This window comes from Defluviimonas salinarum (assembly GCF_026013545.1).
GTDB classification, from domain to species: Bacteria; Pseudomonadota; Alphaproteobacteria; order Rhodobacterales; family Rhodobacteraceae; genus Albidovulum; species Albidovulum salinarum.
In genome coordinates, this window is sequence record NZ_JAPDOG010000008.1 from 1 (window position 1) to 20,489 (window position 20,489).

The window sequence follows — 20,489 nt, forward strand, 5'->3', positions numbered from 1 at the left end:
GCTGGAGTTTTTCGGCCGCGTAGGCGCGGGCGCCGTCGCGGAGCATCCGCTCTTCCTCGGTCAGCTGGTCTTCCATGCGGAAGGCGTCTTCCCAGTCGAAGCGCGACAGGTCGGGGGCGTCTTTCGGTTTCAGAGCCATTTGGGTCCTCACTTCAGATTCGCGCAGAACCGCGCGATGCGGGTGGCGGCCTCGGTCAGCGAGGCCCGGGAATAGGCGTAGGAGAGCCGCACATAGCCGGGCGTGCCGAAGGCACGGCCGGGGACGAGGGCGACGCCCTCTTCCTCCAGAAGTGCGGTGCAAAAATCGGCGTCGCTCTCGATGCGGCGGCCCCCGGCCGTGACCTTTCCGAAGGCGCGGGCGCAGCCGGGGAAGAGGTAGAAGGCGCCGTCGGCCGAAGGGCAGTCGAGCACGCCGGTCGCATTCAGTGCGGCGGCCAGCATGTCACGGCGCTCGCGGAAATCGTCGCTGCGTTCGGCCAGAAGCTGCTGGTCGCCGTCCAGCGCGGCGACGGCCGCCGCTTGGGCGACCGAGGACGCGCCCGAGGTGATCTGGCTCTGGACGGCCAGCATTGCCGCGGTCAGCCGTTTCGGTCCGATCCCCCAGCCGATGCGCCAGCCGGTCATCGCGTAGCTCTTCGACACGCCGTTCACGATCAGTGTGCGGTCGGCGAGGTCGGAGGCGATGGCGCGGAAAGAGCGGAACGGGACGTAGGAGATGTGCTGGTAGATTTCGTCGACCATGATGCCGACATGGGGCGCGTCGCGCAGCACTTCGGCCAGGGCTTCGAGATCGGCCGCCGAATAGACCGCGCCCGAGGGGTTCGAGGGCGAGTTGAGGAGGAGCCAGCGGGTGTTCGGCCCGATCGCGTCGCGCAATTGCTCGGGCGTGATGCGGAACCCGGTCTCGGCACTGGTCGGCATGACAACTGGCTTGCCGTCGCAGACGGTGACGATGTCGGGGTAGCTCGTCCAATAGGGCGCGACGATCAGCACCTCATCACCGGGGTCGAGCGTCGCAGCGAAGGCGTTGTAGAGAACCTGTTTCGCGCCGGTGCAGACTATGATTTCCGCCGTTTCCGGCGTGTAGCCGTTCTCGCGCTGGCAGGCCGCGGCGATGGCGCGGCGCAACTCGAGCGTGCCGGCGGTAAGGGTGTAGGTGGTCTCGCCCGCCAGCGCGGCCTGGTGCGCGGCGTGGATCACATGCGGCGGCGTCGAGAAGTCGGGCTCGCCGGTGCCGAGCGTGATGACGTCGCGCCCCTCGCGCTTCAGCGCGTCGGCGAGCTCGGAAATCTTCAGGATCTCGGAGAGTTCGACCGCGTCGATGCGGGCGGAGCGGCGGAACGGATCGGACATGGCGGCCTCATGCGCGGTTTTATGCCTTATGGGCCATTGTATGCCGCATGGATACCGATATTGTGGCCTTGATATATGCATGGAGCGAATACAATGGCGATGCCCCGTCGACTCCTCCCGTCGATTTCCCTGCTCACGGCTTTCGAATCGGTCGTCCGGACCGGCTCGACGCTCGCCGCCGCCCGCGACCTCGACCTGACCCAGGGTGCGGTGAGCCGGCTGATCCAGAACCTCGAGGCGCAGTTGGGCGTGACGCTCTTTCTGCGCGAGCGGCGGCGGCTCATTCCGACCGACCATGCGCTGGCCTATGCCCGCGATGTGGTGAAGGCGCTGGACCTCATCTCGCGCGGTTCGATGCGGGTCAGGTCCGATACCGGGGGCGGTACGCTCTCGCTCGCGATCCTGCCGACCTTCGGCACGCGGTGGCTGGCGCCGCGCCTTCCGCGCTTTCTTGGCGATCATCCAGGGATCACGATCAACCTCGGAACGCGGCTGAAGCCCTTCGATTTCGAGGAGGAGGGATTCGATGCCGCGATCCATTTCGGGGCCGAAGACTGGGCCGGCACCGGCGCGGTGAAGCTCTTCGACGAGCGACTCGTGGCCTGTTCCGCGCCGCGCTTTATTGCCGATCACCCGGTCGAGGCGCCATCGGACCTGATCGGTCTGCCGCTTTTGCAACTCGAGACCCGGCCGAATGCCTGGGCCGCCTGGTTCGCCCATCACGGGCTCGAGCGGCGGATCGGGCAGGGCATGCTCTTCGACCAGTTCGCGCCGATGATCCAGGCGGTGATCCACGGGCTCGGCGTGGCACTTCTGCCGGAGTTCCTCGCCAAGACCGAACTGGCGGACGGGAGGCTCGTCGAGGTCTTTGGCGGGCCGGTCCGGGGCGAGGGCAGCTATTACCTCGTCTGGCCCTCGGTCGGCGCCTGGTATCCGCCCCTGCAGGCCTTCCGCGACTGGCTGGTGGCGGAGGCCGCCGACCCCGACGGCGAGGCGATGCTGCCCCGTTGACCTTTCCGCGCGCCGGGACCACCTTTGCCGCATGAACACGCGCGCCAACATCCATGACCGCCTTGCCGCCTCGCTGAAGGAGGCGCGGAAGTCGAAGGGGCTCAGCCTCGATGCCGTGGCCAAGCTCTCGGGGGTGTCGCGCTCGATGGTGAGCCAGATCGAGCGGGGAGAGAGCAGCCCGACGGTGGCGACGCTGTGGAACCTGACGCAGGCGTTGCAGGTCGATTTCGCGGGGCTTCTCGAGGGCCGGACCGCGCCCGGGATCGAGGTGATCCGGGCCGAAGCGGCGCCGGTGATCGCGGGCCGCGGGCAGGGGGTGCGGATCCGGATCCTCTCGCCTGCCGAGGCGGCCGGCGAGCACGAGGTTTACGATCTGCGATTCGATGCCGGGGGGCGGCTCGTCAGCGATCCGCACGGGCCGGGCTGCCGCGAGCATCTGACGGTTCTGGAAGGTGCGGTGACCGTGGTGTCTGGTGATGATGTGCAGGGATTGGGCGTCGGTGACACGGCGCGCTACTTCGCCGACCGGCCGCACCGGATCGAGGCCGATGCCGGGCCGGCGCGGGCGATCCTGATCGTGCAGAACAGCTGACCTCGCGGGGGGGGGGCGCCTGTCCCCCGCACCCCCCGGGGATAGTTGGGGCAAGATGAAAGGAGTTCCGGGATAGCGGATTTTATTCCGTCATATTGACAAAGGCGTTTTGGCGGATATTGTTCCGCCATATGGGAGGAGATTCTGTCATGTCGGACAAGGCGACCTTTCTCGACCATCTGGGCGAGACCCTGCGCGGGATCGAGGCCGAGGGGCTTTACAAGCGCGAGCGGCTGATCACCTCGGCTCAAGGGGCCCATGTGAAGGTCGCGGGGCGCGACGTGCTCAATCTCTGCGCCAACAACTACCTCGGGCTGGCCGATCATCCGGCGCTGATCGCGGCGGCGAAGGCGGCGATGGAGGATCACGGTTACGGCATGGCCTCGGTCCGGTTCATCTGCGGCACGCAGGACCTGCACCGGGAGCTCGAGGCGCGGATCGCGCGGTTCCTCGGCAAGGACGATTCCATACTCTTCGCCGCCTGTTTCGACGCCAATGGCGGTTTGTTCGAGCCGCTGCTGGGGCCGGAGGATGCGATCATCTCGGATGCGCTGAACCATGCCTCGATCATCGACGGCATCAGGCTCTGCAAGGCGAAACGCTACCGTTACGCCAATTCCGACATGGCCGATCTCGAGGCGCAGCTCAAGGCGGCGCGGGCGGATGGCGCGCGCTTCGTGATGATCGCGACCGATGGCGTCTTCTCGATGGATGGCTATCTCGCGAAGCTGCCGGAGATCGTGGCCCTGGCGGAGAAATACGGCGCGCTCACCATGGTCGACGATTGCCACGCGACCGGGTTCATGGGACCGCAGGGGCGCGGCACGCCGGCCCATGCCGGGGTCGAGGTCGATATCCTGACCGGCACGCTCGGCAAGGCGCTGGGCGGCGCGCTCGGCGGCTATATCGCCGGGCCGCAGGCGGCCATCGACCTCTTGCGTCAGCGGGCGCGGCCCTATCTCTTCTCGAACGCGCTGCCGCCGGCCGTGGTCGCGGCGGGCATCGCCGCGCTCGATCTCGTCGAGGCGGCGGACGATCTCAGAGCGTCCTTGTTCGACAATGCCCGCTACTGGCGCGCGGGGCTGGAGGAGGCGGGCTTCACCCTCCTGCCGGGTGAGCACCCGATCGTGCCGGTGATGCTCGGCGACGCGGCCCTCTCTCAGAAGATGGCGGCGGCGCTCTACGAGCGCGGCGTCTATGTCGCGGGCTTCTTCTTCCCGGTCGTGCCGAAGGGGCAGGCGCGAATCCGGACCCAGATGAACGCGCGGCTGACGCGCGCTGATCTCGATTTCGCGCTCGACGCCTTCTGGGCAGCGGGCAAGGCGGTGGGAGCGATCTGATGCGCAATGACATGAAGGCACTGGCGAAGGCGAAGCCCGAGGTCGGGCTCTGGATGGAGCACCGCCCGGTGCCGGAGATCGGCGCGGACGACGTGCTGATCCGGATCCGCAAGACCGGGATCTGCGGCACCGATATCCATATCTGGAACTGGGACGAATGGGCGGCGAAGACGGTGCCCGTGGGTCTTGTCACGGGGCATGAATTCGCCGGCGAGATCGTCGAGATCGGCAAGAACGTCGAGGGGCTGACCATCGGCCAACGCTGTTCGGGCGAGGGCCATCTGATCGGCAAGCAGTCGCGGCAGAGTCGTGCCGGCAAGTTCCACCTCGACCCCGCGACGCGGGGGATCGGCGTGAACGAGCAAGGGGCATTTGCCGAGTACCTGAGGCTTCCCGCCTTCAACGTGGTGCCGCTGCCCGACGAGATCGACGACGAGATCGGGGCGATCCTCGATCCATTGGGCAACGCCGTCCATACTGCGCTGTCGTTCGATCTCGTCGGCGAGGACGTGCTGATCACCGGCGCGGGCCCGATCGGCATCATGGCCGCCGCCGTTGCCCGCCATGTCGGCGCGCGGCATGTGGTGATCACCGATATCAATCAGGACCGGCTCGACCTTGCCGCGCAGGTCACCGACGTGATCCCGGTGAACGTCGCGAAACAGGATCTGAAGGACGTCGAGGGCGCCCTGAAGATGAAGGAGGGCTTCGACGTCGGCATGGAGATGTCAGGCAGCCAGGCCGCGCTCGACCAGATGGTCGAGAACATGGTGATGGGCGGGCGGATCGCGATGCTCGGCATCCCGCCGGGCAAGAGCCCGGTGGACTGGTCCCGCATCGTCTTCAAGGCGATCACCATCAAGGGCGTCTATGGCCGCGAGATCTTCGAGACCTGGTACAAGATGATCGCGATGCTGGAGAACGGCCTCGATATCCGCCGCGTCATCACCCACCGTTTCAAGGTCGATGACTTCCGCGACGGGTTCGAGATCATGCGCTCGGGCAAGAGCGGCAAGGTCGTGCTCGACTGGACCTGAGCGCCGGGTCCGGTCCCCGCGGGGCCGGGCCGGTGCGATCAGACCGTGTGCAGGTAGAGGTCGTAATCGACTTCCGAGATCGTGCGGGCAACGCGGGCATACTCCGCGGCCTTCACCTCGACGAAGGTGCGGTGCATGTCCTCGCCGAGCGCCTGCTTAAGGAACTCCGAGTTCCGCGCCGCCTCGATCGCCGCGCGCCATTCGCGCGGGATCTCCGGCCCTTCCGGATCCTCGGCATAGGCATTGCCGGTGGTCTCCGGGCCGGGATCGAGCTTCTTGTCGAAGCCGTGGAGAATGCCCGCGAGCACGGTCGCGGCGACGAGATAGGGATTGGCGTCGACGCCCGAGGGCCGATGCTCGATCCGCCGCGCCTTCACGTCGCCGGCGGGCACGCGAAGTGCCACAGAGCGGTTGTTCACCCCCCAGGCGGTCGAGATCGGCGCGTAGCTCTGGTTGGCGAAGCGGCGCCAGGAATTGAGATGCGGCGCGAAGACCAGCATCGATTCCGCCATCGTCGCCCGGAGCCCGCCGAGCGCGTGAAGGAGCATGGTCTCCCACTTGCCAGGCTTCTTCTCGGCAAAGACGTTCTCGCCCTTCTCGTTCATCAGGGAGACGTGGAAATGCATGCCCGAGCCGGCGTAGTCGGCGATGGGCTTGGCCATGAAACAGGCGACGACCCCGTGCGCGCGCGCCTGCGCCCGAACGATCCGCTTCAGCCGCATCAGGTCGTCGGCCGCCTGCATCACGTCCTCGCGGTAGTGCAGCGTCAGTTCGTACTGGCCCGGTGCATATTCCGAGATCATCGTCTCCGCCGTGATCCCGGCCTTGGCCGCGCCAGCGTAGATGTCAGAGAAGAGGGGCAGCATCCCGTGCAGGTGATCGACCGAATAGACCTCGGTCTTGTGGCTGTCGCGCCCGTCGAGCACGTCGGCGGCGGGGCGGACCCTGCCGTCGGGGCCGCGCTCCTTGGCGAGCAGGAAGAATTCCAGCTCGAAGGCCCCCGCGGGTTTCAGACCGCGCTTGGCGAATTCATCGACTTGGCGCTGGAGCGCGTGGCGGGGATCCGAGGTCATCGGCCGCCCGTCGAGCTCGTAGAGCGACATCAGCACCTCGGCGCGCGGCGGGGTGGTGTTGTGCAGGACCTTCAGCGTGCCGGGAATCGGCCAGGCGCGGAGGTCGCCGTCGCCCTTGTCCCAGATCAGGCCGGTCTCGTGCACGTCCTCGCCGCAGATGTCGAGGCCGAGGATCGAGATCGGCATGTGCCGGCCGGACTTGTAGAGCGAGGGCAGCTCGTGGCGGCGGATGATCTTGCCGCGGCCGATGCCGTTCGAATCGTGGAGCACGATGTCCACAGCCTCGATCTCGGGATGTTCGGCGAGGAAGTCCTCGGCCTCGGCGAGGGTCGCGCCCGAGGGGCAGGGATTGGTCATGGTGTCCTCAGGCAAAGAGTTCGGAAAGGATGGCGTCGAAGGCGGCGATGAGCTGGTCGATCTGGCGCTTTTTCGTCGCGGGGCTGACCAGCATCATGTTGTGGAAGGGCGCGATCAGGCAGCCGCGATTGAGAAGCGCGGTGTGCAAGGTCGCCTCGACCTCAGGCATATGGGCGGCGCCCGCCTCGGTCCCGTTTTTCAAGGGGCCGGGGGCGCAGATGAACTCGACCCGCGCGCCGACGCGGACGACATGCCAGGGGGCGCCATGCGCCTCGATAACCCGTTTCAGGCCGGAATAGAGCCTTTCCGCGCCCTTCTCCATGTGGTCGTAAGTGGCCTTGGTCATCACCTCGGCGAGGGTCGCGCGAAGGCAGGCGAACTGCATCGGGTTCGCAGACAGCGTCGTGCCCATGCCGGAATGACCCGAGGCGCGGCCGGCATTGTAGCGGATATAGGCCTTGGCCAGTTTCGGCCGCAGCCCCCAGACCGCGGTGGGCATGCCACCGGCCACGCATTTTCCGACGACGAAAATGTCGGGGTCGAGGCCGTGGACGCCGGTGTAACCGCCGAGGCCCGAGGAAATCGTGTGGGTCTCGTCGATGATCAGCAGCGCGCCGTGCTTGGTGGCGAGCTTGCGCAAGCCGTCATGGAAGCCCGGTTCGGGCAGGACCATGCAGGAATTGGTCATCACCGGTTCGGTCAGGATCGCCGCGATCTCGCCGGTCTTGAGGGCCGCCTCGACGCTGTCGAGATCGTTGAACTCCGCGCAGGCGGCGACCTTGGTGAGGTCGGCGACCTGGCCGGTGAGGCCGGGCCGCGTGACGGTCTTGCCGTTCGCGAGTTCCACCATCGCGTCATCGACGGTGCCGTGATAGCAGCCGTGGAACACGAGGACCTTGGGCTTGCCGGTGACCGCCCGGGCCACGCGAATGGCGAAGCGGTTGGCATCCGTCGCGGTCGTGGCGATCTGCCAATGGAATTCGCCGAAACGCTCGGTCAGGAGCCGCCCCGCCTCCAAAGCGGCCTCGGTCGGCAGCATGTAGGTCAGCCCGTATCGCGCCTGCTTGCGAATCGCCTTCGCGACCGGTTCCGGCGAATGGCCGAACATCGAGCCGGTGTCGCCAAGGCAGAAATCGTCGACCTCGTTGCCGTCGATATCGGTGAGCCGCGCACCCCGCGCGGTCTCCACCAGCATCGGGAAGGGCATCGGCCAGTCCTTCATCCAGTGCATCGGCACCGCGTCGAGATAGGCGTCGGCACCTCCCGCAAGCGCCGCTCGCGTCTTCGGCCGCGCCTTGGCGAAGCGTTCGGCCTCGCGTTTCGCGATGGTCTTGAGGCGGGTCCGGGCGATTCCGGCGATCAGATCGGGATGCTGGTTCATGGCGCCACTCCTTGCGTTGCGCCCTTATCCTCCAAATTTGATCAAATTGGAAGATGGCAAATTATGGTACCGATAGCCTGATGCTATGCCCATGACCAGTGTTTGATCAAACCGATGCGGAAAGGACTGCCCAGCCGGCGACCTCGGCCACCTGCTGCATCGCGCCCATGACATCGCCGGTCTGGCCGCCGATCTGCCGCAGGGCGAGGCCGGCAAGGAGCGTCGCGGCCAGCGCCATCGCGCCCCCCGCCACGACCGCGGTTCCGAAGCCCAAGGGCAGGAGGCAGAGAAAGCCGATCCCGGCAGCGACCAGCGCCGGCGCCGGACCGCTCCCGGCGGCAGAGTGACCAAGCCCGTCGCCGCGCGCTGCCGGCATCATGACCAGCGCGGCCGGCAGCACCGCCCGGCTCGCCGCCGCGATGCCGACGAGCGCGGCGGTGGCCGATCCGGCCTCGGCCAGGGTCGAGATGCCGATCGCGCGGAAGGCCAGGGCAAGGACCAGCGCCACGACCCCGTAGGAGCCGATCCGGCTGTCGCGCATGATCTCGAGCTTGCGCGCCCGGTCGCGGCCGCCGCCGAAGCCGTCGGCGAGGTCGGCAAGCCCGTCCTCATGCATCGCCCCGGTGGCCAGCGCCCCGGCGGCGAGCGCCAGAAGTGCCGCCATCAGGGGCGGCAGGCCAAGCCACAGCGCGGACCCGCAGACGAGCGCCATGATCGCGCCGACCGCGACACCGACGAGCGGCCAGGCCCAGGACGACGCCGCCATCGCGGGCGCCTCGCCCTCGATGCGCCCGGCCGGCAGGCGGCTCAGGAGCATGAAGGCCAGCCGGATCTCGCCCGCGCGCGAAGGCCTCATGCCTCCGACACCCCCGCCTCGCCGAAGGTGGCCATGCCGTTGTGGCAGGCCAGCGCCGCCCGCACGATTCCGAGCGCCAGCGCCGCGCCCGAGCCCTCGCCGAGCCGCATGTCGAATTCGAGGACCGGGCGCTTGTGGATCGCGGCCAGGAGTTTGCGGTGACCGGGCTCGGCCGAGACATGGCCGACGAGGCAATGGTCGAGAAGCCGCTTGTCGACGGCATAGAGAACCGCCGCCGCGGCGGTGCAGATGAAGCCGTCGAGGATCACCGGGATCCGCGCCGCCCGCGCCGCCAGCACCGCGCCGCAGATCGCCGCCTGTTCGCGCCCGCCAAGGGCGGCAAGGATCGCCGGCGCGTTGCCGATCACGCCCTCGTGGCGCTTCAGCCCGCGCTCGATCGCGTCGATCTTGCGCGTGATTCCGGCCTTGTCAGAGCCTGTTCCGGGCCCCGTCCACTCCGCCACGTCGCCGCCGAAACAAGCCGCTGCCAGCGCCGCCGCGACGGTCGAGTTGCCGATCCCCATTTCGCCGAGGACAAGAATGTCCGCACCTTCGTCCACCGCCGAGGCGCCCTGCCAGAGCGCGTCGAGGCAGTCGGTCTCCGACATCGCCGGGCCTTCGGTGAAGTCCCCCGTCGGCCGGTCGAGGTCGAGCGCCACGACCGACAGCTCGGCGCCGTTCACCGCACAGAGCTGGTTGATCGCCGCGCCGCCGGTCTCGAAATTCGCCACCATCTGCGCGGTGACTTCCTGCGGATAGGGGTTCACTCCTTGCGCGCAGATGCCGTGGTTGCCGGCGAAGACGAGCGCCTGCGCCCGCCAGATCTCCGGCCGCGCCGTGCCGCGCCAGGTCGCCATGAACTCGGCCAGCGTCTCGAGCCGGCCAAGCGATCCCGGCGGCTTCGTGAGAGAGTTCTGCCGCGCGCGGGCCGCTTCGGCGGCGGCGGCGTCGGCATCGGGCAGCCGGTCGGCAAGCAGCGGGATCTGGTCGAGGGAGGAGATGCGCGGAAGGCTCATGTCATTTCACTTTCAGGGGCAGGCCGCAGACGGCGAGATGGACTTCGTCCACCGCCGCCGCGACCCGTTGGTTAAGCAGCCCGGCCGCGTCGCGGAACTCGCGGGCGAGCGCGTTGTCGGGGACGATGCCGCCGCCGACTTCGTTGGTGACGAAGATCACCGGGTCGCGCTGGGCGGGCAGTGCGGCGATCATCGCGCGCGCCTCCTCCTGCCAGTCGCGGCCCGAGAACATCAGGTTCGAGAGCCAGAGCGTCAGGCAGTCGACGAGCCGGGGCCCCTGGCCGTCGGTTGCCTGAAGTGCTTCCGTCAGGTCGAGCGGTTCGGCATGGGTGGTCCACTCCGCGCCGCGTCGCGCCTGATGGGTGGCGATGCGCTTTTCCATCTCGGCGTCATGCGCCTCGGCGGTGGCGATATAGACCGCACGCGGGCCAAGGCCGAGCGTCATCGTCTCGGCAATGCCGCTTTTGCCGGATCTCGCGCCGCCGGTGATGAGTATCGTCTTGCCCATGGCTCGCTGACAAAGCAGAAACGGGCCGCGTGTGAAAGGGAGAATGCGACGGTGAAGGGCGGGGCTGCGACAGAGCTGATTCTGATCCGCCATGCGCCGGCCTTGAGCCAGGGCAAGCTCTGCGGCCGCACCGACGTGCCGGCCGATTGCGGCGATGTGGAACGGATCGAGGCAACGCGCGCCGCGCTGGGTACGCCCGACCGCATCGTGGTCAGCCCGGCGCTGCGGTGCCGCCAGACCGCCGCGGCGCTCTGGCCCGATCTCGCGGAGCCGGAACTGGATGCCGCCCTCTGGGAACAGGATTTCGGCGACTGGGAAGGCCGGCCCTATGCCGAACTGCCCGATCTCGGGCCACTGCCGCCTGCGGAACTCGCCGATCACCGCCCGCCGCGCGGCGAAAGCTTCGCCGATCTCTGCGCGCGCGTGGCACCGGCGCTTCGCCGCGCGGCCTGCGGCGGGCGGGTCGCCGTGGTGGCCCATGCCGGCACCGCGCGGGCGGCGCTGGCGCTGGCGCTCGGCAATCCGGCGCAAGGGCTCGCCTTCGAGATCGCGCCCCTGTCGGTCACCCGGCTGCGGCTTCTGGAGGGCGGCGGCTGGTCGGTGATCGGCGTGAACTGGGTGCCAGGATGAGCGCGGCCGCCGTTCGGGTCGCCGGGCATTTCGGAGAATTCCTGCAAGGCCGGATCGGGCCCGGCGGACCGGTCGCGCTGGTTACGCTGCCCTGTCCGGTGCTCGCGGTGACCGCGCGCCATGTGCCGGGGCCGGGCCTCGCGGTGCATGGGGCGGGGCAGATGCTGCTCGGCCCGGCGCGGGCGCGGCGGCTCCTGACCGCGCTGCGCTGTCGGCTCAACGGCCGGGTGATGCTGCGCGCGACGATGCCGGCCGGCGGTGGCGCCGGAGCTTCGACCGCGGCACTGGTGGCGCTCGCCCGCCTTGCGGGGGCCAGATCGGGACCGCACGATCTCGCGCGCGCCTGTGTCGCGACCGAGGGTGCGAGCGATCCCCTCATGTTCGACGTGCCCGAGCGGCTTCTCTGGGCCTCGCGCCGGGCGGTGGTGCTCGACCGGTTGCCGCCGCTGCCCGCGCTCGACGTGGTCGGCGGCTTCTACGGTCCGCACCGGCGGACCGAGGCGCGCGACATGGACTTTCCCGACATCGCCGACCTGATCGCGCCGTGGCGCGCGGCGGCGGAAGCCGGCGACGGCGCGGCGGTGGCGGCGCTCGCCGCGGAATCGGCGCGGCGCACGCTCGCGCTGCGCGGGCCGGAGGGCGATCCGACCGAGGCGCTGGCCCGCGCGACCGGCGCCGCGGGCTTTGTGATTGCCCATACCGGATCGGCGCGGGCGCTGCTATTCCGGCGTGGCGACATGCCCGAGGATATCGCCGCGACGCTCAGGCGCGCGGGCCTACGCGGTAACGTCCGGTTCGAGGTGGGAGGCAAGGGATGAGCGGCGCGGCAATCGTGCTTGTGGCGCTGGTGCTCGATGTGGCGCTGGGCTGGCCGAAATGGCTCTATGCGGCGATCGGGCATCCGGTGACCTGGATCGGCACGCTGATTGTGCGGCTCGACGCATGGCTGAACCTCGAAGCGTCAGACGAGCACGGGCGCCGCATAGCCGGGATCGTTGCGGCGCTCGTGGTTATCATGGTCGCAGCGAATCTCGCCTGGATCCTGACCTGGTTCCTGCCCTCCGGCTGGTTCGGGGTCCTCCTCGGCGGTATCCTCGCCTGGCCCTTCGTCGCGCTCCGCTCGATGCACGAGCACGTCGCTGCGGTGGCCGCACCGCTGGAGGCCGGCAATCTCGACGGCGCGCGCCATGCCGTGTCGATGATCGTCGGGCGTGACCCTTCGCGGCTCGACCAGGCCGGCGTCGCGCGCGCCGCGATCGAGAGCCTGGCCGAGAACACCTCCGACGGCATCGTCGCGCCGGTCTTCTGGGGCGTGATCTTCGGCCTGCCCGGCCTCGCGGCCTACAAGGCGATCAACACGCTCGATTCGATGATCGGCCATCGGACCCCGCGCCACGAGGCCTTCGGCTGGGCCTCGGCGCGGATCGACGACGTGGTGAACCTGATCCCGGCGCGGCTCGCCGGGCTTCTCTTCGCCGCGGTCTCGACGCGGCCTAAAGAGGCGCTCGCGACGATGCGGCGCGATGCGGGCCATCACCGCTCGCCCAATGCCGGCTGGCCGGAAGCGGCGATGGCCGGCGCGCTTGGCATCCGCCTCTCCGGCCCGCGGGTCTATGCCGACCGGGTCGCGGACGAACCCTGGGTCAATGCGGGCGGAGCCGATCCAGGTGCCACGGACATCGGCCGGGCGCTCGGCCTCTACCGCTTCGCAATGCTTGCCCTCGCAGCCGTCGTCGCGCTATGCGCGCTGATCTGAGGCGGAGGGCGCATGCGCGATCACGGCGGCAATATCGACTGGGCAATCGCGCATTACGGCGGTGACGCGGCGGACTGGATCGATCTCTCGACCGGCATCAACCGGGTGCCCTATCCCTTGCCCGCGATCTCGCCTGAGGCCTGGACGACGCTGCCGACCCGTGCGGCGACGGCGTCGCTCGTCGAGGCCGCCCGCGCCGCCTATCGCTGTCCCGCCGCGATCCTGCCGGTCGCCGGCGCGCAGGCGGCGATCCAGATGATCCCGCGAACCGCGGCGCCCGGCCGGGCGCGCATCCTCGCGCCGACCTACAACGAGCACGCCGCCGCCCTGCGCGCCGCGGGCTGGCAGGTCGCCGAGGTCGGAGATCTCGCCGCGCTTGAGGGCGCCGACCTTGCGATCGTGGTTAATCCGAACAACCCCGACGGCAAACGGTACAAGCCCGAGGATTTGCTGCGGCTGGCCGGCGGCGTGACCTGCCTCGTCGTTGACGAGAGCTTCGCCGATCCCGACCCCGGCCTGTCGATCGCAGCGGCGGCCGGTCGGCCCGGAATGTTCATCTTGCGGTCTTTCGGAAAGTTCTACGGCCTCGCGGGGCTCAGGCTCGGCTTCGTGCTCGGCGCGGAGGAGGAAATCGCAGCGCTCGCCGAGATGGCCGGTCCCTGGCCGGTCTCCGGCGCCGCGATCGAGGTCGGCCGCGCCGCGCTCATGGACCGCGACTGGGCGGTCGCGACCAGCGCGCGGCTCGCGGCCGAGACGGAGCGGCTCGACGCGATGGCCGAGGCTGCGGGTTGGCGCAGCATCGGCGGCAGCGCGCTGTTCCGGCTTTACGACTGCGGCGACGCGGCGACGGCGCAGGAGCGCCTGGCGCGGGCGCGGATCTGGTCGCGGATCTTTCCCTATGCGTCGGGCTGGATCCGGCTCGGCCTGCCGGGGAATGCGGCGGAATGGGCGCGGCTCGCCGCCGCGCCGGCCTGAGAGCGGGGGGCGGAATGGAATTCGATCGCGAGGAACGGCGGGCACTGGAGCGGATCCTGCGCTGGCGGCGCGACGTGCGGCATTTCCGGACAGATCCGGTTTCCGAAGCGGTGCTGGAGCGGCTCAGGGAGGCGATGGGCTGGGCGCCCTCGGTCGGCAACGCCCGGCCGTGGCGGGTGTTGCGGGTGCGCGACGCCGGCTTGCGCGCCGGCGTGCGGGCCGAGTTCGAACGCTGCAACGCCGAAGCCGCGGCGGCCTATGACAGCGCGGCCCGCGCGGAATACGTCAAGCTCAAGCTCGCGGGTCTCGACGCCGCGCCGGAGCATCTCGCGGTCTTCACCGTGACCGATCCGGCCGCGGGGCGCGGTCTTGGCCGCCGCACCATGCCCGAGACGCTGCACCAGTCGACCGCGATGGCGATCCTGACGCTGTGGCTCGCGGCGCGGGCGGAAAATCTCGGCCTCGGTATGGTGTCGATCGTCGATCCAGCGGTGATCGAACGGCTCTTCGACGTGCCGGATGATTGGCATTTCAGTGCCTATCTCTGCTTGGGCTGGCCGGAATTCGACGATGACACGCCGCTCCTGCACCGGGTCGGCTGGCAGGGAAACCAGCCGACGGAGTGGGAGGAGAGGTAGGCGGGGGCGCTGCCCCCGTCGCCGCTTCCGCGGCGACTCCCCCGGGATACTTTCGAAAAGAAGAAGGGCTCAGCGCGCGAGGGAGAGCAGACCCTCCACGTCAAGATGCGCCTCCATGTGGTCGGCCAGCGCGTCGAGCGTGGTCTCGATACTGGTGCCGTAGGTGGCGGTCGAGGGGGCGCCGAGCCGGGCGAGGAAGGCGGCGCGGAAGGCGTCCGTTGTGAACATGCCGTGCAGGTAGCTGCCGGTGACACGGCCATCGGCGGAACAGGCGCCTTCGGGCGCGCCCTCGACATGAGCGAAGGGACGAGTGCGATCGGGACCATCGGTCCGGCCGATATGGATCTCGTAGCCCTCCATCAAGGTGCCGGTGGCCGCATGGACGGCGGCGGTACGGGTGAGCCGCTTGTCGGGGGTCATCACCGTTGTGACGTCGAGAAGGCCGAGGCCGGGGGTCTCGCCCGGTTCGCCCTCGATCCCGTCGGGATCGGCGATGCATTGTCCAAGCATCTGGTAGCCGCCGCAGATGCCGAGCACATGACCGCCGCGCCGGACATGGGCGGCAAGGTCGATGTCCCAGCCCTGCTGTCGCAGAAAGGCCAGATCGCCGCGGGTCGACTTGGAGCCGGGGAGTATGACGAGGCTCGCGTCGCCGGGGATGGCGTCACCGGAGCGCACCATCGTGAGGCTGACGGCGGGCTCCAGCTTCAGCGGGTCTAGATCGTCGAAATTGGCGATGCGCGACAGCGCGAGGCAGGCGATCTTCAGCGGCCCGCCCGCCGTGGCGCCGCCGAGGTCGAGCGCATCCTCGGCGGGCAGCTTCGCGGCGCCCAGAAAATAGGGCAGCACGCCGAAGCCGCGCCAGCCGGTGCGCGCCTCGATCAGCCGGTAGCCGTCGTCGAAGAGCGCGGGGTCGCCACGGAACTTGTTGATGAGGAACCCCGCGACCATGGCGGCGTCCTCGGGGTCGAGCACCGCCTGGGTGCCGACGATCTGGCCGATCACGCCGCCGCGGTCGATGTCGCCGGCAAGCACCACCGGCACGTCGGCCGCACGCGCGAACCCCATGTTCGCGATGTCGCCTCTGCGCAGATTGATCTCTGCCGGGCTGCCCGCACCCTCGACGATGACGAGGTCATGGGCGGCTTTCAGACGCGTGAAGCTCTCGAGAACCGAAGCCAGAAGTTGCGGTTTCAGGGCGGAATAGTCTCTTGCCCGTACCGTCGTCAGTCTCTTTCCCTGCACAACGACCTGCGCCCCGGTATCGGTTTCGGGCTTGAGAAGGACCGGATTCATGTCGGTATGCGGCGCGAGCCCCGAGGCCAGCGCCTGAAGTGCCTGCGCCCGCCCGATCTCGCCTCCGTCCACGGTGACGGCGGCGTTGTTCGACATGTTCTGCGGCTTGAACGGCGCCACCGACAGCCCCCGCCGTTTGGCTGCGCGGCAGAGCCCGGCCACGAGGAGCGACTTGCCGACATTGGAGCCGCAGCCCTGGATCATCAGCGCCTTCACAGTGTACCCGCCTTCTTCATTGTCCAAGTACCCCGGGGGTCCGGGGGCAGCGCCCCCGGCCACCGCCCCCGGCAAGGTCCCGGCGCAGATCCGAAGGCGCGCACCTGCATGGCTTGCGAAGACGCGGCGGCATCACTCAGCCCCGAAATGGCAGGAACGCCTCGACAGCCGCCGTGGCGATGACGATCACGTTGCCGCTGTCGGGATTGATGACATCGAGCCCGCCTTCGACCGTTGTGACTGAAATCCGGCCGCGAGGCAGGCCAGCGGCGAGCGCGGCGCAATCCACAGCCTCCGGCTTCTGCACTCCCACCGTCACCACGACCCGCATCTCGGCGTGGTCGAGATCGAGCGCGTCGAACATCGGGATCGACGAATGGCGGATCGCGTCCTCGATCGCGCGCCGGGCGGCCTTCTGGTAGTCCCGCCCGTACTGGTCGTTGCCCATACCCATTTCGATGATGAAGCGCTGATCGCTCATGGGCCAACCTCCAGCGAGACCGAAACCGCCGCATTGGCGATCACCGTCGGGTTGCCACCATCGGCGCGCGGCACGTCAAGGCCGCCCTTAACAAGCGTCACTTTCGGCTGGCCGTAGGGGAAGACCGCAAGGATAGCGGCGGAATCGACCCTGTCGGGCGCCTGCACGCCGATCTCCACATCGATCAGCATGTCGCCCTTCGGTCGCCCGAACAACTCCGCGAGGTTTATCGAATTGTGCCAGAGCGCATCCTTCACCGCGCGGATCGCGGCCTCGGTATAGTCCTGCCGGCGCAGGCTGGTGCCCATGCCGAACTCGGTCAGGAGACGCCGCACCGCCATCAGAACTCGACCCCCTTCTGACCCTTGATCCCCGACCGGAACGGATGCTTGATCAGCGTCATCTCGGTCACCAGATCGGCGATCTCGATCAGCTCCTCCTTGGCGTTGCGGCCTGTCAGCACGACATGGGTCATCGCCGGCTTCTCGTCCTTCAGGAAGGCCACGACCTCGGCAATGTCGAGATAGTCGTAGCGAAGCGCGATGTTGATCTCGTCGAGGAGCACCATCCTGATGCGCTCGTCGCGGATCAGCTCCTTGGCCTTCTCCCAGCCCTTCCGTGCCGCCGCGATGTCGCGCTCCTTGTCCTGCGTTTCCCAGGTGAAGCCCTCGCCCATCGCGTGAAACTGGCAGAGATCGCCGAAATGCGCCTCGATCAGTGTGCGCTCGCCGGTTGACCAGGCGCCCTTGATGAACTGCACGACGGCCGAGGGCATCCCATGCGCGATGCAGCGCAGGATCATGCCGAAGCCGGAGGAGGACTTGCCCTTGCCCGCGCCGGTATGAACGATGATCAGGCCCTTCTCGCCTTCCTTCGTCGCCATGATCTTGTCGCGGGCGGCCTTCTTCTTGGCCATCTTCTGGGCGTGGCGCTCGGCGTCACTCGGGGGCGTGGGCGTGGTCATGGCGGTCCCTCTTGTCGTCGGGTCGGTGTTCAATAGGCGATTGCGGGGCGGATGGCGAGGGGCGGCTCATGCGCGCGGCCCGCTGAAGACCGGGCGTTGCGGCGCGCCACGCAAGGTCGGGGCGAGGGCAATCAGAAAGAGCGTCCAGCCGGCGATCCAGAGGAGCGCCGCGAGCTGGCTCAGTTCCGGAACCGCGCTCTGGGCGATCCGCAACCAGGCCGAGAGCCAGACGAGGGCGAAGCCTGCGATGTTCGGCCAGCCGGCGACGAGCCGGTCGGGCGCGCGCCGCGCCACCGAACGGGCGGCCACCGCGTAGATCAGGCAGGACATCGCGCCCGCCGTAAGCGCGTGCAGCGCATCCGGTTCGGCAAGGAGCGGCACACCCAGCCGTGCGAGGCCGGTGAGGCAAAGCCCGACCGGCAGCCAGAGAAAGCCGAGATGCAGCATCAGGAGCAGCGCGTCATGCCGTACCGCCGCCCGCTGCCAGAGCGCGAGCCGGAGCGCCTCGGCCCCGGCCCCGGCGATCAGGGCCACGCCAGCAAGCGTTTCGGCCCCGGCAAGCGTGGCGAGAAGTGCCGCGAGGATCGCGGCGCCGCCGATGTGGGCCACTCGCTCGGCTGCGGGCACCGGCGGGGCATGTTCCGCTGCGACGCGGTTCTCGGTGAAGGCGCGGACCATGCGGCCGCCGATGACCGAGAGGATCAGCGCGAAGACGAGGATCGCGGCGCGGGGATCGGCCCCGGCACCGAGCACGGCGAGATCGGCAAGGCCGAGGAGTGCCGCGAAACCCGCCTGCAGACCGCCCTTGGCCGAGCGCCCGGCGACGGCCTCGCGCCCGAGCAGCAGCGCGAGCCAGGCGAAGAACCCCGCGCTCGTGGCCGCGACGAGCGGCAGTGGCAGCGCAGGCAGCCCGGCGAGCGCGAGCCGGGCGGCGATCCAGATGAGCGTCAGGATCAGGATCCGCGCGCCGGAGGCGGGCGGGCGGTGGCTCCAGCTCGGCGCGGCGGTGAGAGTGTAGCCCGCGAAGGCGGCGCCTGCGAAGCCGAAGAGCATCTCGTGCGCGTGCCAGAGCGTGGCCGAGCCCAGCGCATCCGCCGCCGGCCCGCCCGATTCGCCGAAGGCCCGCCAGCCGATCACGACGACCGCCCAGAGCCCGGCGGCGAGGAACATCGGACGGTGCGCGGTGGCGAGGATGCCGCCCGCGGCACCCGCCGGGTCGTTCCTGTGCGTCGGGGCTTCGTAACCGTTCATGCGGGGCCGTGCTTGCTTGACAAGATGCGCGTCAATGCCTCAGGAGAGGCGCGCTGGTTCCTGCCTAAGGCAGGCGAAGAGGGAATGCGACAGGCTTTGCGACCACAAGTGGTCCGGCGCCGAAGCGCAGCCGCCCCCGCGACCGTGACCGGAGAGGCCCCCCGAGGCCCACTGGCGAGATGCCGGGAAGGGGGAGGGGCCGTCGGGGCGAAAGCCCCGGCATCCGCAAGCCGGGAGACCTGCCAGCGAGGACGTTGTGACGGCGGACGGGGGGTTCCGCGACCGGCTCGGGGCAGGATCGCCCCCCGCAGGCCGCCCCTTTCCGTAAGGGAGAAGGATGAGCCGCGCGTGACCGTGACGCTTCATGTCTGCACAACCTGCCGGATGGGCCAGCCCATCCCGGAGGACGAGGTGCGCCCGGGCACCCGTCTCCTTGAGGCGCTTCAGGCCGCCGGTGCGCCCGAGGGCGTCCAAATCGTGCCGGTCGAGTGCCTGTCCGCCTGCGACCACGGCTGCAACATCGCTTTGAGCGGCCCCGGCCGCTGGTCCTACGTCTATCGCGGGCTCAACCCGGATGAGCATGTCGAAGACATCCTCGCCGGTGCGGCCGCCTATGCCGCGACTGGGGACGGGATCGTCCCCTGGCGCGAGCGCCCCCAGATCTTCCGCAAGCAATCGCTTGCCCGCATCCCCCCGATGGAGAGCTGAATGTCTGACCTGAACAAGATCCCCGTCACCGTCATCACCGGCTTCCTCGGTGCGGGCAAGACGACGCTGATCCGGCATCTCATGCAGAACCCGCAAGGCAAGCGCCTCGCGGTTCTGGTCAACGAGTTCGGCACCGTCGGCGTCGACGGCGACATCCTCAAGTCCTGCGCCGACGACAACTGCCCGGCCGAGAACATCGTCGAGCTGGCCAATGGCTGCATCTGCTGCACCGTCGCCGACGACTTCATCCCGACGATCGAGGCGCTGATGGCGCTGCCGCAGCGCCCCGACCATATCCTGATCGAGACCTCGGGCCTTGCCCTGCCGAAGCCGCTCCTGAAGGCCTTCGACTGGCCCGCGATCCGTTCGCGCATCACCGTCGACGGTGTCATCGCGCTCGCCGATGCCGAGGCGGTCGCCGCCGGCCGCTTCGCCCCCGATGTCGACGCGGTCCAGGCCCAGCGCGAGGCCGATGACTCGATCGACCACGAGACGCCGCTGTCGGAGGTATTCGAGGACCAGATCTCCTGCGCCGACATCGTGCTCCTGTCGAAGGCCGATCTCGCCGGCGAGGCTGGTCTTGCCAGCGCCCGCGCGGTGATCGAGGCCGAAGCGCCGCGCAAGCTGCCGATCCTCGCAATGGAGGAAGGCCGCATCGACCCCGCCGTCATCCTCGGGCTGAATGCCGCCGCCGAGGACGACCTCGACGCCCGGCCTTCGCATCATGACGGCCATGACGACCACGAGCACGACGATTTCGACACGGTTGTGATCGACCTGCCGGAAGTCGCCGACCCCGAGGCGCTGAAGGCGGCGATCACCCGGCTGGCCGAGGAGCAGAACATCCTCCGCGTGAAGGGCTATGTCGCGGTCGCGGGCAAGCCGATGCGAATGCTGGTGCAGGCCGTCGGCACGCGGATCCGGGCGCAATACGACAAGCCCTGGGGCGATGCGCCCCGCGCCTCGAAGCTCGTGGTGATCGGCGAGCACCATGACGTCGACCTCGACGCGATTCGCAGCGTCCTCGTCCCGGTCGCCGTGGAGGCCTGA

The 20,489-nt window shown here is 69.1% G+C and carries 22 protein-coding genes, 1 pseudogene and 1 riboswitch; of the genes and pseudogenes, 11 read left to right on the forward strand and 12 right to left on the reverse strand.

Annotated elements, in window-relative coordinates:
- Positions 1-139, reverse strand: a pseudogene (locus tag OM960_RS10230) (acyl-CoA dehydrogenase); the annotation flags it as partial.
- 8 nt (positions 140-147) lie between these two features.
- On the reverse strand, positions 148-1,353 hold the full coding sequence (locus tag OM960_RS10235) for a pyridoxal phosphate-dependent aminotransferase (RefSeq protein ID WP_264771885.1): 1,206 nt from the start codon (positions 1,351-1,353) through the stop codon (positions 148-150).
- Between the two features lie 93 nt (positions 1,354-1,446).
- Here OM960_RS10235 and OM960_RS10240 point away from each other — a divergent pair, with 93 nt between their 5' ends.
- The 4 genes from OM960_RS10240 (at position 1,447) to tdh (ending at position 5,333) form a co-directional block, all read left to right on the forward strand.
- The gene (locus tag OM960_RS10240; protein WP_263338066.1) at positions 1,447-2,364 is read left to right on the forward strand and encodes a LysR family transcriptional regulator; all 918 of its coding nucleotides are present in this window, start codon (positions 1,447-1,449) and stop codon (positions 2,362-2,364) included.
- Between the two features lie 31 nt (positions 2,365-2,395).
- On the forward strand, positions 2,396-2,956 hold the full coding sequence (locus tag OM960_RS10245; RefSeq protein ID WP_263338070.1) for a helix-turn-helix domain-containing protein: 561 nt from the start codon (positions 2,396-2,398) through the stop codon (positions 2,954-2,956).
- 149 nt (positions 2,957-3,105) lie between these two features.
- Positions 3,106-4,296, forward strand: a complete 1,191-nt coding sequence (locus OM960_RS10250) for a glycine C-acetyltransferase (protein WP_264771886.1) — start codon at positions 3,106-3,108, stop codon at positions 4,294-4,296.
- Between the two features lie 11 nt (positions 4,297-4,307).
- Positions 4,308-5,333 (forward strand): L-threonine 3-dehydrogenase, encoded by a 1,026-nt coding sequence (tdh, locus tag OM960_RS10255; RefSeq protein ID WP_263338352.1) that lies wholly within the window; start codon positions 4,308-4,310, stop codon positions 5,331-5,333.
- 38 nt (positions 5,334-5,371) lie between these two features.
- Here the strand turns inward: tdh and OM960_RS10260 are convergent, their stop codons facing one another.
- From OM960_RS10260 to cobU, 5 genes are all read right to left on the reverse strand, one after another.
- Entirely contained in the window at positions 5,372-6,763 is a 1,392-nt protein-coding gene (locus OM960_RS10260; protein WP_263338073.1) for a glutamine synthetase family protein, read from the reverse strand.
- A gap of 7 nt (positions 6,764-6,770) precedes the next feature.
- Complete coding sequence (locus tag OM960_RS10265; protein ID WP_264771887.1) at positions 6,771-8,144, reverse strand: aspartate aminotransferase family protein; 1,374 nt, start codon at positions 8,142-8,144, stop codon at positions 6,771-6,773.
- A 106-nt stretch (positions 8,145-8,250) separates the two neighbouring features.
- Positions 8,251-9,000, reverse strand: a complete 750-nt coding sequence (gene cobS / locus OM960_RS10270) for an adenosylcobinamide-GDP ribazoletransferase (protein ID WP_264771888.1) — start codon at positions 8,998-9,000, stop codon at positions 8,251-8,253.
- Complete coding sequence (gene cobT / locus OM960_RS10275) at positions 8,997-10,016, reverse strand: nicotinate-nucleotide--dimethylbenzimidazole phosphoribosyltransferase (RefSeq protein WP_264771889.1); 1,020 nt, start codon at positions 10,014-10,016, stop codon at positions 8,997-8,999. Before cobT ends, cobS begins: the two co-directional genes overlap by 4 nt.
- 1 nt (position 10,017) lies before the next feature.
- Positions 10,018-10,524: a bifunctional adenosylcobinamide kinase/adenosylcobinamide-phosphate guanylyltransferase gene (gene cobU / locus OM960_RS10280; RefSeq protein WP_263338083.1), complete on the reverse strand. Its 507-nt coding sequence runs from the start codon at positions 10,522-10,524 to the stop codon at positions 10,018-10,020.
- A gap of 51 nt (positions 10,525-10,575) precedes the next feature.
- Between cobU and OM960_RS10285 the strand changes: the two genes are divergently transcribed.
- The 5 genes from OM960_RS10285 to bluB are packed head-to-tail and all read left to right on the forward strand — an operon-like array spanning position 10,576 to position 14,523.
- Positions 10,576-11,154: a histidine phosphatase family protein gene (locus tag OM960_RS10285; protein ID WP_264771890.1), complete on the forward strand. Its 579-nt coding sequence runs from the start codon at positions 10,576-10,578 to the stop codon at positions 11,152-11,154.
- The gene (locus OM960_RS10290; protein ID WP_264771891.1) at positions 11,151-11,972 is read left to right on the forward strand and encodes a propanediol utilization protein; all 822 of its coding nucleotides are present in this window, start codon (positions 11,151-11,153) and stop codon (positions 11,970-11,972) included. Before OM960_RS10285 ends, OM960_RS10290 begins: the two co-directional genes overlap by 4 nt.
- Positions 11,969-12,910 (forward strand): adenosylcobinamide-phosphate synthase CbiB, encoded by a 942-nt coding sequence (cbiB, locus tag OM960_RS10295; RefSeq protein ID WP_264771892.1) that lies wholly within the window; start codon positions 11,969-11,971, stop codon positions 12,908-12,910. Before OM960_RS10290 ends, cbiB begins: the two co-directional genes overlap by 4 nt.
- A 12-nt stretch (positions 12,911-12,922) precedes the next feature.
- Complete coding sequence (gene cobD / locus OM960_RS10300) at positions 12,923-13,885, forward strand: threonine-phosphate decarboxylase CobD (protein ID WP_264771893.1); 963 nt, start codon at positions 12,923-12,925, stop codon at positions 13,883-13,885.
- Positions 13,886-13,899: 14 nt separating this feature from the next.
- Positions 13,900-14,523: a 5,6-dimethylbenzimidazole synthase gene (gene bluB / locus OM960_RS10305; RefSeq protein WP_264771894.1), complete on the forward strand. Its 624-nt coding sequence runs from the start codon at positions 13,900-13,902 to the stop codon at positions 14,521-14,523.
- 69 nt (positions 14,524-14,592) lie between these two features.
- Here bluB and OM960_RS10310 read toward each other — a convergent pair whose 3' ends face one another.
- The 5 genes from OM960_RS10310 to OM960_RS10330 all read right to left on the reverse strand — a co-directional run bounded on the left by OM960_RS10310 (position 14,593) and on the right by OM960_RS10330 (position 18,731).
- The gene (locus tag OM960_RS10310; protein ID WP_264771895.1) at positions 14,593-16,035 is read right to left on the reverse strand and encodes a cobyric acid synthase; all 1,443 of its coding nucleotides are present in this window, start codon (positions 16,033-16,035) and stop codon (positions 14,593-14,595) included.
- 136 nt (positions 16,036-16,171) lie between these two features.
- Entirely contained in the window at positions 16,172-16,516 is a 345-nt protein-coding gene (locus tag OM960_RS10315) for a Lin0512 family protein (RefSeq protein WP_263338104.1), read from the reverse strand.
- Positions 16,513-16,857 carry a Lin0512 family protein gene (locus OM960_RS10320; RefSeq protein ID WP_264771896.1) on the reverse strand — a complete coding sequence of 115 codons (345 nt, stop codon included), beginning with the start codon at positions 16,855-16,857 and terminating at the stop codon, positions 16,513-16,515. The genes OM960_RS10315 and OM960_RS10320 overlap by 4 nt, the downstream gene beginning before the upstream one ends.
- Complete coding sequence (gene cobO, locus OM960_RS10325) at positions 16,857-17,480, reverse strand: cob(I)yrinic acid a,c-diamide adenosyltransferase (RefSeq protein ID WP_263338109.1); 624 nt, start codon at positions 17,478-17,480, stop codon at positions 16,857-16,859. Before cobO ends, OM960_RS10320 begins: the two co-directional genes overlap by 1 nt.
- Positions 17,481-17,546: 66 nt before the next feature.
- Positions 17,547-18,731: an NnrS family protein gene (locus OM960_RS10330; RefSeq protein WP_264771897.1), complete on the reverse strand. Its 1,185-nt coding sequence runs from the start codon at positions 18,729-18,731 to the stop codon at positions 17,547-17,549.
- 38 nt (positions 18,732-18,769) lie between these two features.
- Positions 18,770-18,992, forward strand: a riboswitch (cobalamin riboswitch).
- 87 nt (positions 18,993-19,079) lie between these two features.
- On the opposite strand from OM960_RS10330, the gene OM960_RS10335 reads away from it, so the two are divergent.
- Both OM960_RS10335 and cobW read left to right on the forward strand, forming a co-directional pair.
- Positions 19,080-19,439, forward strand: coding sequence for a DUF1636 family protein (locus OM960_RS10335; protein ID WP_263338113.1), 360 nt, complete (start codon positions 19,080-19,082; stop codon positions 19,437-19,439).
- Positions 19,440-20,489 (forward strand): cobalamin biosynthesis protein CobW, encoded by a 1,050-nt coding sequence (gene cobW / locus OM960_RS10340; RefSeq protein WP_264771898.1) that lies wholly within the window; start codon positions 19,440-19,442, stop codon positions 20,487-20,489. It begins immediately after the preceding gene.

What these genes read in the sequence shown, in the direction of transcription:
- OM960_RS10235 (WP_264771885.1), bottom strand. Translation starts at nt 1,353, where the DNA reads ATGTCCGATCCGTTCCGCCGCTCCGCCCGCATCGACGCGGTCGAACTC.
- OM960_RS10240 (WP_263338066.1), top strand. Translation starts at nt 1,447, where the DNA reads ATGGCGATGCCCCGTCGACTCCTCCCGTCGATTTCCCTGCTCACGGCT.
- OM960_RS10245 (WP_263338070.1), top strand. Translation starts at nt 2,396, where the DNA reads ATGAACACGCGCGCCAACATCCATGACCGCCTTGCCGCCTCGCTGAAG.
- OM960_RS10250 (WP_264771886.1), top strand. Translation starts at nt 3,106, where the DNA reads ATGTCGGACAAGGCGACCTTTCTCGACCATCTGGGCGAGACCCTGCGC.
- tdh (WP_263338352.1), top strand. Translation starts at nt 4,308, where the DNA reads ATGAAGGCACTGGCGAAGGCGAAGCCCGAGGTCGGGCTCTGGATGGAG.
- OM960_RS10260 (WP_263338073.1), bottom strand. Translation starts at nt 6,763, where the DNA reads ATGACCAATCCCTGCCCCTCGGGCGCGACCCTCGCCGAGGCCGAGGAC.
- OM960_RS10265 (WP_264771887.1), bottom strand. Translation starts at nt 8,144, where the DNA reads ATGAACCAGCATCCCGATCTGATCGCCGGAATCGCCCGGACCCGCCTC.
- cobS (WP_264771888.1), bottom strand. Translation starts at nt 9,000, where the DNA reads ATGAGGCCTTCGCGCGCGGGCGAGATCCGGCTGGCCTTCATGCTCCTG.
- cobT (WP_264771889.1), bottom strand. Translation starts at nt 10,016, where the DNA reads ATGAGCCTTCCGCGCATCTCCTCCCTCGACCAGATCCCGCTGCTTGCC.
- cobU (WP_263338083.1), bottom strand. Translation starts at nt 10,524, where the DNA reads ATGGGCAAGACGATACTCATCACCGGCGGCGCGAGATCCGGCAAAAGC.
- OM960_RS10290 (WP_264771891.1), top strand. Translation starts at nt 11,151, where the DNA reads ATGAGCGCGGCCGCCGTTCGGGTCGCCGGGCATTTCGGAGAATTCCTG.
- cbiB (WP_264771892.1), top strand. Translation starts at nt 11,969, where the DNA reads ATGAGCGGCGCGGCAATCGTGCTTGTGGCGCTGGTGCTCGATGTGGCG.
- cobD (WP_264771893.1), top strand. Translation starts at nt 12,923, where the DNA reads ATGCGCGATCACGGCGGCAATATCGACTGGGCAATCGCGCATTACGGC.
- bluB (WP_264771894.1), top strand. Translation starts at nt 13,900, where the DNA reads ATGGAATTCGATCGCGAGGAACGGCGGGCACTGGAGCGGATCCTGCGC.
- OM960_RS10315 (WP_263338104.1), bottom strand. Translation starts at nt 16,516, where the DNA reads ATGAGCGATCAGCGCTTCATCATCGAAATGGGTATGGGCAACGACCAG.
- OM960_RS10320 (WP_264771896.1), bottom strand. Translation starts at nt 16,857, where the DNA reads ATGGCGGTGCGGCGTCTCCTGACCGAGTTCGGCATGGGCACCAGCCTG.
- cobO (WP_263338109.1), bottom strand. Translation starts at nt 17,480, where the DNA reads ATGACCACGCCCACGCCCCCGAGTGACGCCGAGCGCCACGCCCAGAAG.
- OM960_RS10330 (WP_264771897.1), bottom strand. Translation starts at nt 18,731, where the DNA reads ATGAACGGTTACGAAGCCCCGACGCACAGGAACGACCCGGCGGGTGCC.
- cobW (WP_264771898.1), top strand. Translation starts at nt 19,440, where the DNA reads ATGTCTGACCTGAACAAGATCCCCGTCACCGTCATCACCGGCTTCCTC.